The following is a 15079-nucleotide window of genomic DNA, read 5'->3' as shown; positions in this document are numbered from 1 at the left end:
CTGTCGTGAGGGGTGGCGTCGCTGAGCCGACGGCCGTACGGGAGCGGGGGGCGGGGCGGCTCAGCCCTTGGTGCTGCCCGCGCTGATGCCGGCGATGATGTGCCGTTGGAAGACCAGGAACAGGGCGACCATCGGGATGCTGGCGATCACCATCGCGGCGATGAGCACGGTGAGCTGGATGTTCTGGGAGAGCTGGACGAGCGCCACGCTGATGGGCTGCTCGTCGGTGTCGGAGAAGACCATCAGCGGCCACAGGAAGTCCTGCCACACCGCGACCAGCGCGAAGATCGACACCACACCGAGGACCGGCCGGGACATCGGCAGCACGATGGACCACAGGACGCGCAGTTTGCCCGCGCCGTCGATCTCGGCGGCCTCCAGGACGTCGCGCGGGATCTGGTCGAAGAACCGTTTGAGGAGATAGAGGTTGAAGGCGTTGGCGACGGCCGGGAGCCAGATCGCGAGCGGGTCGTTGAGCAGGCCCAGGTCGGCGACGGTGAGGTACTTCGGTACGACGAGCGCCTGTGCCGGGACCATCAGGGTGGCCAGGATGCCGCCGAGGATCACCTTGCCGAACGCGGGCTTCAGCTTGGACAGGGCGTAGGCGGCGGCCGTGCACAGCACGAGCTGGAACACCCAGGCGCCGACGGCCTGGACGACGGTGTTCCACAGGTGGGTGGGGAGCTGCATCAGGTCCCAGGCGTCGGTGTACCCGCTGAGCCGCCAGTCCCGGGGGACCAGGGTGGGCGGGGTCTCGGTGACCTCGTCCGGGGACTTCATCGCGCCCGTCACCATCCAGTAGACGGGGAAGAGGAAGGCCAGCACGAACAGGAGCAGGACCGCGCCGAACACGGTCCAGTACACGGCTCTGCCGCGCGGGCGGGCCAGGGTCGCCGGGGAGACGAGGGTGCGGGTGCTCACAGGTCCGCCTCCGAGCGGGTCAGCCGCAGATAGCCGGCGGCGAACACGCCCAGCAGCACCAGGAGCATGACGCTCAGCGCGCAGGCGCCGCCGAAGTCGTTGTAGAGGAAGGCGTACTTGTAGATCAGGTAGAGGACGGTGACCGTGGCGTTCTCGGGGCCGCCGCCGGTGATGACGAACGGTTCGGTGAACACCTGCATCGTGGCGATGATCTGAAGGAGCATCAGCATCAGGATGACGAACCGGGTCTGCGGGACCGTCACGTGCCGGATGCGCTGGAGGAGGCTCGCGCCGTCGAGTTCGGCCGCCTCGTACAGCTCGCCGGGGATGGACTGGAGCGCGGCCAGGTAGATCAGGACGGTGCCGCCCATGTTGGCCCAGGTGGCCACGATGACCAGCGAGACGAGCGCGGTGTCGGCGCCGTTGGACCAGTTCGAGGTGGGCAGGTGGGCGAAGCGCAGCACCTCGTTGGCGAGGCCCGCGCCCGGGTCGTAGAACCACTTCCACAGCAGGGCGCTGACCACGGGCGGGATCATCACGGGCAGGTAGACGACGACCCGGAAGAACGCCTTGGCGTGGCGGAGTTCGTTGAGGACGAGGGCCATCACGAAGGGCACCGCGAAGCCGAGGAGGAGGGCGAGGACGGTGAAGGTGAAGGTGTTGCGCCAGGCGGCGGCGAACTCCGGGTCGTGCCAGACGCGGGTGAAGTTGTCGGTGCCGACCCACTCGGGGGACGAGCCGGGCGTGTACTTCTGGAAGGCGATCACGACGGCCCGGATCGCCGGGTACCAGGAGAACAGGGCGAAGCAGACGACGCCGCCGATCAGGAAGGCGTGGGCGCGCAGCTGGTCGGTGAGGCGGCGCCGCCTCCGGTCCCCTGCCGGAGGCGGCGCCTGGACCCGTCGGAGCGGGATCGCCTCGACGGGCTGCCGGGCGGCGGTCCTGGGCATCGGCGGTCAGCCTCGGGCCAGGATGCCGTCGATCTTGCCGGAGGCGTCCTTGAGGAGCTGGTCGATGTCGGCGTCCTTCTTGGTGAGGACGGCGGAGACCGCACCGTCGAGGACGGAGTAGATCTGCTGGGCGTTGGGCGGCTCGATCTTCATGTCGAGGCCCTGGTTGCCGTCGAGGAACGCCTGGTAGTTCTCCACCGGCACGTTGGCGTTGGCGTTCTTGACCTGCTGGTCCTTGGCGTCGGCGGCGCCGGTGAACAGCCGGGGCTCGGGCAGGCCGACGGGCGCGTCGTTCTTCTTGGCGCGGGCGTAGTCGCCGAGGAAGCCGTCACCGGGGGTGAGGAACATGGCGTCCAGCCACTTCAGTCCTGCGCGGATCTGCTCGGGGCTCGCCTTCTTGTTGAACATGTAGCCGTCGCCGCCGATGAGGGTGCCCTGGCCGCCGGGCATCGGGGCGAGCGCGAGGTCCTTGTAGTCGCCGCCCTTCTCCTTGACGAGGATCGGGATGTTGTCCGGGGCGGAGAGGTACATGCCGAGCTTGCCGGAACCCATCATCTGCTGGACGTCGTTGATGACCAGGAGCTGCTTGCTGCCCATGGAGTCGTCGCTCCACCGCATGTCGTGCAGGTTCTGGAGGACGGCGTGGCCCTGCGGGGTGTCGACGGTGGCCTTCTTGCCGTCGGCGCTGACGACGTCGCCGCCCTGGGAGTACAGCTCGGCGGTGAAGTGCCAGCCCCCCTGGTTCTGGGCGCTGTAGTCGGCGTAGCCGACGGTTCCGTCGCCGAGGGCGGCGATCTTCTTGGCGGCGGCGCGGACCTCCTCCCAGGTCGTCGGGGGCTGGTCGGGGTCGAGCCCTGCCTTCTCGAACAGGGCCCGGTTGTAGATGAGCCCCATGGAGTAGCCGGTGCGCGGGATGCCGTAGACCTTGCCGTCAACCGTGTACACGTCCCGCAGTTGCTGCTGGATCGTGTCGTAGCTCTTCAACTCCTTGAGGTACGGGGTGAGATCGGCGGCCTGGTTGATGTCGACGACGTGCTTGGCGTCGGTGAAGTACGTGTAGAAGACGTCCTCCATCTGCCCGCCGGCGAGCTTGGCGTCGAACGTCTTGGGGTCCTGGCAGGGGAAGGCGTCGTGCGTGACGACGTCGATGTCCGGGTTGGCCTTCTCGAAGGCGGCGGTGTCCGCCTCGAAGAAGGAGCGGTCGACCTTGGCGCTCTTGGGCGGCATGCAGTTGACCGTGATGCGGGTCTTGCCGCTCGCCGAGTCCTCGTCGCCCGACCCGCAGGAGGTGACGGCCAGGGCGAGCGAACAGACGCTGAGCGCGACGAACGTGCGGCGGAACCCGGTGCTTCTCATCGGTGGACCCCTCGTGGCAGGAGCAAGGAGGGCACGGCGGTGGAGAGGTGCGTTTCCCGCCGTGCTGGCGCCGCACACTCAAGCACCGCCGACATCGGTCCGCAAGATGTCGCGCAGAATCTGTAATTATTTGACAGCAGGACGGATCTCAGTCGCGTGGCGCTTGCGCGGTGGAACCCCTCACCACCAGTTCGGGTTCGAAGAGGAGTTCCTCGGCGGCCACGGCACTGCCGCCGACCTGCGCGTTCAGCAGTTCCACGGCGGCCCTGCCCATGGCCTCGATGGGCTGGCGCACGGTGGTCAGCGGGGGCTCGGTGCAGTTCATGAGCGCGGAGTCGTCGTATCCGACGACGGACACCTGGCCGGGGACGTCGAGCCCCTTGCGGCGGGCGGCGCGGATGACGCCGAGCGCGAGGGGGTCGCTGGCGCAGATGAACCCGGTGACGCCCCGGTCGATGAGCCGGGCCGCCGCCGCGTGGCCGCCCTCGATGGAGAACATGGCCCGCGCCACCCGCTCGTCGGGCAGCTCGCCCAGCTCCCGCGCGGCGGCCAGCTTGCGCGCCGAGGGCATGTGGTCGGCCGGGCCCAGCACCAGGCCGATCCGTTCGTGGCCGAGGGAGGCGAGATGCCGCCACGCCTGCTCCACGGCCACCGCGTCGTCGCACGAGACGCCCGGGAAGCCGAGATGCCCGATGGAGGCGTTGACCAGCACCACCGGGATGTTGCGGTCGGCGAGCCGCCGGTAGTGGTCGTGCGGCGCGTCCGCCTGCGCGTACAGGCCGCCGGCGAAGACCACACCGGACACCTGCTGTTGCAGCAGCAGGTCCACGTAGTCGGCCTCGGAGACCCCGCCCTTGGTCTGGGTGCACAGCACCGGCGTCAGCCCCAGCTGCGCGAGGGCCCCGCCGATCACCTCGGCGAACGCCGGGAAGATCGGGTTCTGCAGCTCGGGCAGGACCAGCCCCACCAGGCGCGCGCGTTCCCCGCGCAACTGGGTGGGCCGCTCGTAACCGAGCACGTCGAGGGCGGACAGCACCGCCTGCCGGGTGGCCTCGGAGACTCCCGGTTTGCCGTTGAGCACCCGGCTGACCGTGGCCTCGCTGACCCCGACCTTCTTCGCCACCTCGGCAAGTCGTCGCGTCATGCGCGCAAGAATAGCGCAAGAAATGCAAGCCGTTTGCGTAATGGTGAAGTCTTCCTGGTGCCCCAGGGTCCTCAGAGCCTCAGCGCGTCCTCAGTGGGGTACACAGTGGATCCTCAGTGGGGTACACAGTGGATCCTCAGTGGGTCCGGCGCGCGGCCCAGATCCCGCGGACGTGGCCGAGGTGGCGGGTGGTCACCTCGCGCACCGCCTCCTCGTCCCGGGCGAGCAGCGCGTCGAGGAGTTCGAGGTGCTCCTCGGCCGAGGCGTCCAGGCGCCCCGCCCGCGCGAGCGCCGTCAGACCGTACAGCCGGGAGCGGCGGCGCAGGTCGCGGACGACCTCCACGAGATGGCCGTTGCCCGCGAGGGACAGCAGGCCGAGGTGGAAGCGCAGGTCGGCCTCGACGTAGGCGATGAGGTCACCGCGCGCGGCCGAGGTGACGATCTCCCGGGCGACCGGGCGCAGTCGCTCCAGGTCGTCCGGGTCCGCGGTGGCGGTGAGGCCGACGGTCGTCGGGATCTCGATCAGGGAGCGGACGTGGGTGTACTCGTCGAGCTGCCGTTCGGAGACCTCGGTGACCCGGAACCCCTTGTTCGGGACGATCTCGACCATGCCCTCCTTGACGAGTTCGAGCATGGCCTCGCGCACCGGGGTCGCGGAGACACCGAAGCGCGGGGCGAGGGCGGGCGCCGAGTACACCTCGCCGGGCAGCAGTTCACCGGCGATCAGCGCGGCCCGCAGCACGTCCACGACCCGCTCGCGGTAGCTGGGCGCGCGGGCGCCGAGCGCGGGCAGGACGGGTGGCCGCTGCGGGGTCATGCTGGTCCTCCTCCTTGGGTCGGCCGACCCTATCGGGCCGCTACAGCACGAATCCCGCCGGGAACGGGTCCTCGGGGTCCAGCAGATACTGCGCGGTCCCGGTGATCCAGGCGCGGCCGGTGAAGCTCGGCAGCACGGCGGGCCGCCCCGCGACCTCCGTGGTGCCGAGGACGCGCCCGGTGAACCGGGTCCCGATGAAGGACTCGTTGACGAACTCGGTGTGCGGCGGGAGTTCACCGCGCGCGTGCAGCTGGGCCATGCGGGCGCTGGTCCCGGTGCCGCAGGGCGAGCGGTCGAACCAGCCGGGGTGGATGGCCATCGCGTGCCGTGAGTGCCGGGCGGTGGAACCGGGGGCGGTCAGCTGGACGTGGTGGCAGCCGCGGATGGTCGGGTCCTCGGGGTGGACGGGTCCCCCCTCCGCGTCGATCGCCTCCATCAGGGACAGCCCGGCGGCCAGGATGTCGTCCTTGCGGGCCCGGTCGAAGGGCAGCCCGAACTCCTCCAGCGGCAGGATGGCGTAGAAGTTCCCGCCGTACGCCAGGTCGTACGTCACCGTCCGCCCGTCGGGCAGCACCGCCTTGCGGTCCAGGGCGACGGCGAACGACGGCACGTTCCGCAGCGTGACCGCCCTCGCCCTGCCGTCCTCGACCGCCACCTCGGCGACGACCGGTCCCGCCGGGGTGTCGAGGCGGATCGTCGTCACCGGTTCCACGACCTCGACCATCCCGGTCTCCACGAGGACGGTCGCCACCCCGATGGTGCCGTGCCCGCACATCGGGAGATAGCCGGAGACCTCGATGTAGAGCACCCCCCAGTCGCAGTCCGGACGGGTGGGCGGCTGGAGGATCGCACCGCTCATCGCGGCGTGCCCTCGCGGCTCGTTCATCAGCAACTGCTTGATGTCGTCGCGGTGTTCGCGGAAGTACAGCCGCCGCTCGTTCATGGTCGCGCCGGGGACGGTGCCGATCCCGCCGGTGATCACCCGGGTCGGCATGCCCTCGGTGTGCGAGTCGACGGCGTGCAGGACGAGTTTGCTGCGCATGACGCTCCTGAGGCTGGTTCCGGCCGCGACGGGCGGCGTCGCGGTGTGTCAGGCGAGTCCGGCGGCGACGGCCCGCTCGGTGGCGGCCCGGACGGCGGTCTCCTGCTCGGGCAGCAGCGGCACGCGCGGCGGGCGGCAGGCGCCTCCGTGGCGTCCGACGATGTCCATGGACAACTTGATGGCCTGCACGAACTCGACCCGGGAGTCCCAGCGCAGCAGCGGGTGCAGTTGCTCGTACAGCTTCCTGGCCGTGCCCAGGTCCCCGGCGACGGCCGCCCGGTACAGTTCGACGCTCGCCCTGGGCAGGGCGTTGGGGTAACCGGCCACCCAGCCCTTCGCGCCCGCGATCGCCAGCTCCAGCAGGACGTCGTCCGCGCCGATCAACAGGTCGAGCTCCGACGCGAGTTCGGCGATGCGGTAGGCGCGGCGCACATCGCCGGAGAACTCCTTCACCGCGTGGATCAGCCCTTCGGAGTGCAGTCGCGCCAGCAACTCCGGCACCAGGTCGACCTTGGTGTCGATGGGGTTGTTGTACGCCACGACCGGCAGCCCGGCCCCGGCGACCTCGGCGTAGTGGGCGAGGACCGAACGCTCGTCGGCGCGGTAGGAGTTGGGCGGCAGCAGCATCACGGCCCGGCAGCCCGCGTCCCGGGCCTGCTCGGCCCAGCGGCGCGCCTCGGCCGAGCCGTAGGCGGCGACGCCCGGCATGACCCGCTCGCCCCCGACGGCGGCCACGGCCGTCTCGACGACCTTGGCGCGCTCCTCGGGCGTGAGCACCTGGTACTCGCCGAGGGAGCCGTTCGGTACGACGCCGTCGCAGCCGTTCTCGACGAGCCAGGCGCAGTGCTCGGCGTACTTGCCGTGGTCGACGCGTAGTTCGGCGTCGAGGGGGAGGGCGGTGGCGACGAGGACGCCGCGCCAGGGACGGTGTTCGGTCATGAGAGTCCTCTTTCCGTACGGGGTCGCGCTTCCTTGTGGTGGTGGCCGAGCCGGGTCCCGCCCGCCGTCAGGGCTCCTCGTGCTGTCGCGCGAGGACGCCGAGCGGGACCGGGCGGGCGAACGGCCTCCGGGTGGGGGTGAGTGCGCAGCCGGCGAGTCCGGCGACCGCGGGTCCGCACATACGGCCCTGGCACCAGCCCATGCCGGCCCGCGTCAGCAGTTTCACGGTCCGCGCGTCACCGGCGCCGAGGTCACGGACCGCTTCCCGGACCGCTCCCCCGGTGACCTCCTCGCAGCGGCAGACGACCGTGTCGTCGGTGACCAGGTCGGTCCAGTGCGCGGGCGGCGCGTACACGGCCTCCAGGGTCGCGAAGTACGCCCGCAGCCGGGCCCGGACGCGGGCGGGCCGGGTCCGGTCGCGGGGGTCGGGTGCGGTGCCGCGCAGCCGGGCCGCCGCCGACCGGCCCGCGATGTGCCCTTCGGCGAGGGAGAGGGCGGCGCCGCCGATCCCGGTGGTCTCCCCCGCCGCCCAGACGCCGGGGACGTCGGTGCGCTGCTCCTCGTCGACGGCGACGGCGAGCCCGTCGAGGCGGCAGCCGAGCGTCCCGGCGAGGTCGGTGTGCGCGAGCATCCCGTGGCCGACGGCGAGGGTGTCGCAGGCGATACGGCGCTCGGTGCCGGGCCGGACGCGTCCGTCGCCGTCCAGCGCGGCGACGGTGACGGCCTCCAGCCGATCCGTGCCGTGCGCGGCGACCACGGTGTGGTGGACGAGGGTCCGGACGCGGTGCCGCGCCAACCGGGCCGCGTACCCGGCGGCTTCGACGGCCTTGGCCGGGCCCCGGGCGAGCGCCGGGGCCCGGCGCAGGAAGCCCTTCGGGTCGGCGGACTCGACGAGGGCCGCCACCTCCACTCCGGCGGCGGCGAGCCCGGTCGCGACGGGCAGCAGCAGCGGTCCGGTGCCGGCGACCACGGCCCGGCGTCCGGAGACGGCGAGCTGCCCCTTCAGCATGGCCTGCGCGCCGCCCGCGGTGACGACACCCGGGAGGGTCCAGCCGGGGAACGGCAGCACGGTCTCGTAGCCGCCGGTGGCCAGGAGCACGCCGTCGGCGTCCACCGCGACCGGTTCCGTCTGCTCCGGCCCGAGCAGGGCGTGCACGGTGAAGCCGTCCGGCCCGCGCTCGACGCACCAGACGTGATAGTCCATCAGCAACCTTGCCCAGCCTTGCTGTTCGACCTCCGCGAGTCCGCCCCTGAGGCGTTCCCAGGTGCGCCACCGGTGGTGCGGGACCTGCGGGCGGCGGGCGCGCAGCTCCGGTGCCGGCTGCCGGTGGTACTGGCCGCCGGGTTGAGGGGCGCCGTCGATCAGGGTGACGCGGAGGCCGTGGGCGGTCGCCGCCAGGGTCGCGGCGATTCCGGCGGGGCCCGCGCCGATCACCGCGAGGTGGGGGCGGTCAGTCATCGTGGCCGGTCCCGTCCTGGGTGCGGACGGTGTCGCCGGGGTGGAGCGGCACCAGGCAGGCCCGTTGGTTGGGGCGGTCGTTGACGGTGACGAGACAGTCGTGGCAGACGCCGATGCCGCAGAACACACCGCGCGGGCGGCCCTCGCCGCGGGTGGTGCGCCAGGAGGTGACGCCGGCCGCCCAGAGCGCGGCGGCGACGGTCTGGCCGGGCACCGCCTCGATGGCGCGGCCGTCGAACGACACCGTGAAGGGCCGTCCCGGACGGGCGTCGGCGAGGTCGAACGGGAATGCGCTCATGCGGTCTCCTCCTCGAAGCGGCCCGGCTCGAAGCGGCCCGGCTCGAAGCGGTCGGGGCCGAAACGGTCGGGGCGGAACGGGGTCGGGTCCAGGTCCGGGGTCGCCCCGGTCAGCGCCTGCGCGATCAACCACCCGGTGGCGGGGGCGAGTCCGATGCCCGCGCCCTCGTGACCGCAGGCCTGGTACAGGCCGGGCGCCCGGGGGTCGGGGCCGATCGCGGGCAGATGGTCGGGCAGGTAGGGACGGAAGCCGAGGTAGGCGCGCTGGGCGTGGACGTCCGCGAGGAACGGGAACAGCCGGGTGGCGCCCGCGGCCAGGGCCCGTACGACCGGGAGGGAGAAGGCGCGGTCGAAGCCGACCCGTTCGCGGCTCGCGCCGATCAGGACGGGTCCGGCGGCGGTGCCCTCCACTACGGGCGAGGTCTGGAGCGCGGCGGAGTCGCTGGCCACGTCGGCCACGTAGTCGGCGGCGTACACCTTGTGGCGGATCATGCGCGGCAGCGGTTCGGTGACCAGGACGAAGCCGCGGCGCGGGAGCACGGGCAGCGGGGCACCCGCGCGTGCGGCGATCTCGCCTCCCCAGGTCCCGGCGGCGTTGATCACCGCCGGTGCGTGGATCTCGCCCCGGTCGGTACGGACGCCCCGTACGGCGCCGTCGGCTCCGCGGGGGACGTCGAGGACGGTCGCGCCGGTCGACAGGCGTGCGCCCGAGGCCCGGAGGAGGTGGGCGGCGGCGAGGGCGGGCATCACCTGGGCGTCCTGGGGGTAGTGCACGCCGCCGGGGAGGCCGGGCGCCAAGTGGGGTTCGAGCGCGTACAGTTCGTCGCCCGCGACCGGCCGGGCGTCGACCCCGGCGGCCCGTTGCCCGGCGGCGAGACGTTCCAGTGCGGTCAGCGCGCCCGGGGAACCGGCCACGACCACGCCGCCCTTGGCCTCGTACTCGATGAACCGGCCCAGCTCGTCGGCGAGTTCGGTCCACAGGCGGCCGGAGAGCAGCGCGAGGCCGAGTTCCGGTCCGGGTTCCTTGTCGGAGACGAGGATGTTGCCCTCGCCCGCCCCGGTCGTACCGCCCGCCACGGGGCCCCGGTCGACGACGATGACGTCGAGACCGGCCCGGGCCGCGTACAAGGCGCAGGCGGCGCCGGTCATTCCGGCGCCCACTACCACGACATCGCAGGTCAGCGGCTTGGCCACGTCAGTACTATGTCACATACCACTGTTTCTGGGAATGCCGCGCACGGCTCCTCCCCTCCTTCCTTCTCCGCCGGTACGGACCCGATCTCCTCCGGCCCGGGGTCAGACCCGGCCGGCCCCGGCGGTGTCCGACGACAGGCGCTGGGCGACATAGATCGGCAGCACCGACAGCAGCACCAGCAGGGCCGCCACCACGTTGACCACGGGCGCCTGCCGGGGCCGTGTCATGTTGTCGTAGATCCACAGGGGCAGGGTCTGCACTCCGGGCCCCGAGGTGAACGTCGTCACGACGATCTCGTCGAAGGACAGGGCGAAGGCGAGCAGTCCGCCCGCGAACAGCGCCGACCTGACGAGCGGGAAGGTGACGTCGGCGAAGGCCCGGAAGGTGTGGGCGCCCAGGTCCATCGCCGCCTCCTCGTAGGAGCCGGAGGTGCGCCTGAGGCGGGCCACGACGTTGTTGAAGACGACGACGATGCAGAACGTGGCGTGGCCGACGACGACGGTGAACAGGCCCAGTCCCACGCCGAGGGGCTCAAGGACCACGCCGAACGCCGAGTTGAGGGCGATGCCCGTGACGATGCCGGGCAGCGCGATGGGCAGGACGACCACGAAGGAGATCGCGTCCCGGCCGAAGAACCGGTACCGGGCGACGGCGAAGGCGATCAGGGTGCCGAGCACCAGCGCGATCGCGGTGGCGCCGAGTCCGGCCTTGACCGAGACCCACAGGGCGTCCCGGGCACCGGAGTTGTGCCAGGCGACGGACCACCAGTGCGTGGTGAGCCCGGGGGGCGGCCAGCTCGCGCTGCGGTCGGGGTTGAGCGAGTTGACCAGGACCAGCAGCAACGGCACGTAGATCACCGCGAACCCGAGGGCGGCGGCGACGCGCAGGGCGACGCGGGCGGGTCGGGACAGTTGCACGAGAGGTCCTCTACAGGCTGCTCAGGGCGCCCGTACGGCGCATCGCCAGCAGGTACAGCACGATCACCACGACCGGGACCGTGCCCAGGGCCGCCGCCATCGGCAGGTTGAGCTCGATGTTGGAGTAGACGAGGTTGCCGATGAGCTGGGTCTTGCCGCCGACGATCTGCACGGTGATGTAGTCGCCGAGGCTGAGCGAGAAGGTGAACACCGATCCGGCGGCCACCGACGGCAGCACCATCGGCAGCACCACCGACCGGAAGGTCCGCCCGGCGCGCGCGCCCAGGTCGGCGGACGCGTCGAGGAGGTTGGCGGGCAGCCGTTCCAGCGCGGTGTGGATCGGCAGGACCATGTACGGCAGCCAGAGGTAGGTCAGGGTCAGCACCGTCGCCGGCAGCCCGTAGCCCGGACCGCCCAGCCCGAACGGCTCGAGCATCCAGTCGGCGAGCCCGCCCTCGGAGAGGATGAGCCGCCAGGCGTACACCTTGACCAGGTAACTCGCCCACAGGGGCGTGAGGATGGCGACGACGAGCAGCGGGCGGCGGCTCGGCCTGGCCACGCGGGCGGTGTAGAAGGCGAGCGGGAAGGCGATCACCGCGCACAGGGCGGTGACGGCGAGCGCGACGCCGATGCTCCGCAGGATCACCTGCCGGTACACGTCGGTGGTGAGCAGGGTGCGGAAGTTGTCCGTCGACCAGACCTTCACCACCTCGGAGGTGAAGGAGTCCGTCGTCCAGAACGAGGAGACGAACAGGACGCCCAGCGAGCCGAGATAGAGCACCGCGAGCCACAGCAGCGGCGCGGTGAGCAGGAGGGACAGACGGAGGCGGGGGCGACGGTGCAGCGCCCCCGCGGTCCGGGTGAGCAGGGTCATTCCTCAGCCCTTGATCTCGGTCCAGGCCTGGACCCACTTGGCGTACGGCACGCACGTGACGTCGGTGCGGCCGTCCAGGCACTGCTCGATGGGCGTGTTCCAGAAGGCGATGTCCTTCCAGTAGCTCTCGTCCTCGGCGTGGTACGTCGCGCAGAAGTTCTTGTCGCTGGTCAGGGCGCAGGCCTTGGAGTTGGCGGGCGCCTCGCCGAAGTACTCGGCGACCTGGGCGTTGACCTCGGGCGAGATGATCCAGTCGAGCCATTTGTAGGCGCAGTTGGGGTGCTCGGCCCGGGCGGAGACCATCCAGGTGTCGGACCAGCCCGTCGAACCCTCCTTCGGGACGAAGGCCTTGACCTTGGCGCCCTCGTCGGCGGTGAGGTTGGCGATGACCTGCCAGGTCGTGCCGATCACGGAGTCACCGCTCTTGAAGGCGGAGATCTCCTTGAGGTAGTCGCTCCAGTACTCGCCGATGCTGGCGTTCTGCTGCTTGAGCAGGTCCACGGCCGCGTCGAACTGCTTCTGGTCGAGCGCGTAGGGGTCCTTGATGCCGAGATCGGGCTTGGTCGCCTTCAGGTAGAGGGCGGCGTCGGCTATGTAGATGGGCGAGTCGTACGCCGTGACATGGCCCTTGTACGTGGACGCGTCGTCGAAGACGGCGGACCAGGAGGTCGGGGCGGGGCTGACCTTCTCGGTGTCGTACATGAGGAGGTTGGCGCCGCGTCCGTGCGGGATGCCGTACATCTGGCCGTCGACGGAGTTCCAGGAGCCGTCCTTCAACCCGCTGAAGACGTCTTTGTAGTTGGGGACGAGGTCGGTGTTGACGGGGGCCGCGTCGCCGGACGCGATCAGCCGCAGCGAGGCGTCGCCGGAGGCGGAGACGGCGTCGTACTCGCCGGTCTTCATCAGCTTGACCATCTCGTCGGAGCTGGCGGCGGTCTTGGCGTTGACCTGACAGCCGGTCTGCTTCTCGAAGTCGCTGACCCAGTCGGTGTCCGGGTCGTTGGAGCCGTCCTCGACGTACCCGGCCCAGGCGATGAGGTTGACCTGGCCCTCGGTCTTGCCGAGCTTCGTCGGGGCTTTGAGGTCAGGGGGGTTGAGGCCGCCGGCGGAGGCGGTGCCGCCCGAGTCGGAGGAACCGCAGGCGGTGGCGGCGAGGAGCAGCACTGCGGCGGCGGCAGCCGCCTTCAGGGGGACGCGCACGACGTTCTCCAGGGGTGAAGGGGAGGAAGGAACAGGAGCGGGTCGGGCCCGGGACTCCAGGGGTCAGTCGGGGACCTGGACGGCGTGCCGGCGGTGCCAGCGCAGCCGTACGCGGGTGCCGCGGTAGGCGGCGACGTCCTCGGAGGAGGTCTCCAGGTTCTGCTGGAGGGCGGTGAGCCGGCCGCCGCCGTCGAGGTCGACGAGGAAGCGCGTGGAATCGCCGAGGTAGACGACCTCGGCGACGGTGCCGACGGCGGTGGCGTGCTCCGGCTCGTCGGCGCCGGCGGACTCCTTGAGGACGCGGATCTTCTCCGGCCGGATGCTGAAGGTGCCGGACGTGCCGACGATCCGGGCGGCGGCGTCCGCGCTCAGGAGGTTGGAGGTGCCGACGAAGGAGGCGACGAAGCCGGTCGCGGGACGTTCGTAGATCTCGGCCGGGGTGCCGACCTGTTCGATGCGGCCCTGGTGGAAGACGGCGATGCGGTCGCTCATCGTCAGGGCCTCCTCCTGGTCGTGGGTGACGAACACGAAGGTGATGCCGACCTCGCGTTGCAGGGCCTTGAGTTCGACCTGCATCTGCTCGCGCAGCTTGAGGTCGAGAGCACCGAGGGGTTCGTCGAGGAGCAGGACGCGGGGGCGGCCGACGAGGGCGCGGGCGAGGGCGACGCGCTGGCGCTGGCCGCCGGAGAGCTGGGCGGGGCGGCGTCTGCCGTAGCCCTCCAGGCGGACCTCGGCGAGTGCCTTGCGGGCCCTCACCAGGCGCTCGGCCTTGGGCACCCGGCGGACCTTGAGGCCGTAGGCGACGTTCTGTTCGACGGTCATGTGCGGGAACAGGGCGTAGTCCTGGAAGACCGTGTGGACGTCCCGTTCGAAGGGGGCGAGGCCGGTGACGTCCTGGCCCGCGAGGTCGATCCCGCCGCCGCTCGGGGTCTCGAACCCGGCGATCATGCGCAGCACGGTGGTCTTGCCGGAGCCCGAGGGGCCGAGCATCGAGAAGAACTCGCCGTCCCGGATCTCCAGGTCGACCCCGGCCACGGCGGGTGTCCCACCGAACGTCTTGCGCAGATCCCTCAGCCGGATCGCGACTCCCTCCATGGGCGGGAACCTTTCTGGCGTTCTCAAGCGTTGACCGATTGAACGGAAACATATGAAGTCATAGTTCAAAGCTCAAGACCCCCTTAGGGTAAAGCTTCAGTCAACGAGCAAGGTGGTGGCCGTGAAGCAGCAGCAGTCGAACGGCGGCGCCCGTGCGGCCGTCTTCGCCCCGGTCGACAGCCGGGCGCGGGTCGACGCGGTCGTGCGCCGGATCGGCGACGCCATCGAACTCGGACTCCTCGCCGACGGGGAGCAGCTCCCCGGCGAGAGCGAACTGGCGGGCCAGCTCGGGGTCTCCACGGTGACCCTGCGGGAGGCCCTGATGGCGCTGCGCCAGCAGGGCCTTGTCACCACCCGGCGAGGCCGCGGCGGCGGCTCCTTCGTCTCGCTGCCCGAACTCCCCGGCGAGGAACGCCTCCGGGTCCGGCTGCGCGGCTGGAGCACCGAGGAGCTGCGCGACCTGGGCGACCACTGGGCGGCCCTGTCCGGTACGGCGGCCCGCCTGGCCACCGACCGCACCGAACCCGGCGACCTCGCGCAACTACGCCGCACAGCGGAGGAGTTGGCGCTGGCCGAGGACGCGGCGGCGCGCAGCCGGATGTACGGGCGCTTCCACGTCGAGCTCGCGGCGGCGGCCCAGTCGGCGCGGCTCACCCGCGAACAGGTCGCGCTCCAGACGGAGATCGGGGCGCTGCTGTGTCTTGTGCTCGGGGACGACGAATATCGTGAAGAGGTGTCGGAGCGTCACCGCTCCGTAATCTCCGCCGTGCAGGATGGGGCGCACGAATTGGCCAGGGAACAGGCCGAACGGTGCGTCCAGGACGCGACGGCGCGGCTGATCGCCCTGCGTCTGACGCTCTAGGGCTCTGCCGC

At 71.3% G+C, this 15079-nt stretch carries 15 protein-coding genes; 1 reads left to right on the top strand and 14 read right to left on the bottom strand.

The window, feature by feature from the left end; all coding sequences use genetic code 11:
* Positions 1–60: 60 nt before the first annotated feature.
* The 14 genes from ACIPSE_RS25680 to ACIPSE_RS25615 form a co-directional block, all read right to left on the bottom strand.
* Positions 61–921, bottom strand: a complete 861-nt coding sequence (locus ACIPSE_RS25680; RefSeq protein ID WP_401666360.1) for a carbohydrate ABC transporter permease — start codon at positions 919–921, stop codon at positions 61–63.
* The gene (locus tag ACIPSE_RS25675; RefSeq protein WP_401666358.1) at positions 918–1871 is read right to left on the bottom strand and encodes a carbohydrate ABC transporter permease; all 954 of its coding nucleotides are present in this window, start codon (positions 1869–1871) and stop codon (positions 918–920) included. Before ACIPSE_RS25675 ends, ACIPSE_RS25680 begins: the two co-directional genes overlap by 4 nt.
* Before the next feature lie 6 nt (positions 1872–1877).
* Positions 1878–3227, bottom strand: a complete 1350-nt coding sequence (locus ACIPSE_RS25670) for an ABC transporter substrate-binding protein (RefSeq protein ID WP_401666356.1) — start codon at positions 3225–3227, stop codon at positions 1878–1880.
* Positions 3228–3375: 148 nt separating this feature from the next.
* A complete protein-coding gene (locus tag ACIPSE_RS25665; RefSeq protein WP_401666354.1) occupies positions 3376–4371 on the bottom strand; it encodes a LacI family DNA-binding transcriptional regulator in 996 nt (331 codons plus the stop codon).
* 136 nt (positions 4372–4507) lie between these two features.
* On the bottom strand, positions 4508–5188 hold the full coding sequence (locus tag ACIPSE_RS25660; protein WP_401666352.1) for a GntR family transcriptional regulator: 681 nt from the start codon (positions 5186–5188) through the stop codon (positions 4508–4510).
* A gap of 40 nt (positions 5189–5228) precedes the next feature.
* On the bottom strand, positions 5229–6230 hold the full coding sequence (locus ACIPSE_RS25655) for a proline racemase family protein (protein WP_401666349.1): 1002 nt from the start codon (positions 6228–6230) through the stop codon (positions 5229–5231).
* 48 nt (positions 6231–6278) lie between these two features.
* Positions 6279–7169, bottom strand: coding sequence for a dihydrodipicolinate synthase family protein (locus ACIPSE_RS25650; RefSeq protein ID WP_401666346.1), 891 nt, complete (start codon positions 7167–7169; stop codon positions 6279–6281).
* Positions 7170–7236: 67 nt separating this feature from the next.
* Positions 7237–8628, bottom strand: a complete 1392-nt coding sequence (locus ACIPSE_RS25645) for an FAD-dependent oxidoreductase (protein ID WP_401666344.1) — start codon at positions 8626–8628, stop codon at positions 7237–7239.
* Positions 8621–8926, bottom strand: a complete 306-nt coding sequence (locus tag ACIPSE_RS25640; RefSeq protein ID WP_401666342.1) for a (2Fe-2S)-binding protein — start codon at positions 8924–8926, stop codon at positions 8621–8623. Before ACIPSE_RS25640 ends, ACIPSE_RS25645 begins: the two co-directional genes overlap by 8 nt.
* Positions 8923–10119 carry an NAD(P)/FAD-dependent oxidoreductase gene (locus ACIPSE_RS25635; RefSeq protein ID WP_401666340.1) on the bottom strand — a complete coding sequence of 399 codons (1197 nt, stop codon included), beginning with the start codon at positions 10117–10119 and terminating at the stop codon, positions 8923–8925. The genes ACIPSE_RS25640 and ACIPSE_RS25635 overlap by 4 nt, the downstream gene beginning before the upstream one ends.
* 102 nt (positions 10120–10221) lie before the next feature.
* A complete protein-coding gene (locus ACIPSE_RS25630) occupies positions 10222–11037 on the bottom strand; it encodes an ABC transporter permease (RefSeq protein WP_401666338.1) in 816 nt (271 codons plus the stop codon).
* 10 nt (positions 11038–11047) lie between these two features.
* Complete coding sequence (locus tag ACIPSE_RS25625) at positions 11048–11911, bottom strand: ABC transporter permease (RefSeq protein ID WP_401666335.1); 864 nt, start codon at positions 11909–11911, stop codon at positions 11048–11050.
* 3 nt (positions 11912–11914) lie between these two features.
* Positions 11915–13123 carry an ABC transporter substrate-binding protein gene (locus ACIPSE_RS25620; RefSeq protein ID WP_401667236.1) on the bottom strand — a complete coding sequence of 403 codons (1209 nt, stop codon included), beginning with the start codon at positions 13121–13123 and terminating at the stop codon, positions 11915–11917.
* Positions 13124–13174: 51 nt separating this feature from the next.
* A complete protein-coding gene (locus ACIPSE_RS25615; RefSeq protein ID WP_401666332.1) occupies positions 13175–14206 on the bottom strand; it encodes an ABC transporter ATP-binding protein in 1032 nt (343 codons plus the stop codon).
* Positions 14207–14327: 121 nt separating this feature from the next.
* On the opposite strand from ACIPSE_RS25615, the gene ACIPSE_RS25610 reads away from it, so the two are divergent.
* Complete coding sequence (locus tag ACIPSE_RS25610) at positions 14328–15068, top strand: FadR/GntR family transcriptional regulator (RefSeq protein WP_401666329.1); 741 nt, start codon at positions 14328–14330, stop codon at positions 15066–15068.
* Positions 15069–15079 lie beyond the last annotated feature (11 nt).

The organism is Streptomyces sp. NPDC090106, from assembly GCF_044747265.1.
GTDB lineage: Bacteria > Actinomycetota > Actinomycetes > Streptomycetales > Streptomycetaceae > Streptomyces.
The sequence above is the reverse complement of the archived record's forward strand: the minus strand, read 5'-3'. Positions and strand labels throughout refer to the sequence as shown.

What these genes read in the sequence shown, in the direction of transcription:
- ACIPSE_RS25675 (WP_401666358.1), bottom strand. Translation starts at nt 1,871, where the DNA reads ATGCCCAGGACCGCCGCCCGGCAGCCCGTCGAGGCGATCCCGCTCCGA.
- ACIPSE_RS25670 (WP_401666356.1), bottom strand. Translation starts at nt 3,227, where the DNA reads ATGAGAAGCACCGGGTTCCGCCGCACGTTCGTCGCGCTCAGCGTCTGT.
- ACIPSE_RS25665 (WP_401666354.1), bottom strand. Translation starts at nt 4,371, where the DNA reads ATGACGCGACGACTTGCCGAGGTGGCGAAGAAGGTCGGGGTCAGCGAG.
- ACIPSE_RS25660 (WP_401666352.1), bottom strand. Translation starts at nt 5,188, where the DNA reads ATGACCCCGCAGCGGCCACCCGTCCTGCCCGCGCTCGGCGCCCGCGCG.
- ACIPSE_RS25655 (WP_401666349.1), bottom strand. Translation starts at nt 6,230, where the DNA reads ATGCGCAGCAAACTCGTCCTGCACGCCGTCGACTCGCACACCGAGGGC.
- ACIPSE_RS25650 (WP_401666346.1), bottom strand. Translation starts at nt 7,169, where the DNA reads ATGACCGAACACCGTCCCTGGCGCGGCGTCCTCGTCGCCACCGCCCTC.
- ACIPSE_RS25645 (WP_401666344.1), bottom strand. Translation starts at nt 8,628, where the DNA reads ATGACTGACCGCCCCCACCTCGCGGTGATCGGCGCGGGCCCCGCCGGA.
- ACIPSE_RS25640 (WP_401666342.1), bottom strand. Translation starts at nt 8,926, where the DNA reads ATGAGCGCATTCCCGTTCGACCTCGCCGACGCCCGTCCGGGACGGCCC.
- ACIPSE_RS25625 (WP_401666335.1), bottom strand. Translation starts at nt 11,911, where the DNA reads ATGACCCTGCTCACCCGGACCGCGGGGGCGCTGCACCGTCGCCCCCGC.
- ACIPSE_RS25615 (WP_401666332.1), bottom strand. Translation starts at nt 14,206, where the DNA reads ATGGAGGGAGTCGCGATCCGGCTGAGGGATCTGCGCAAGACGTTCGGT.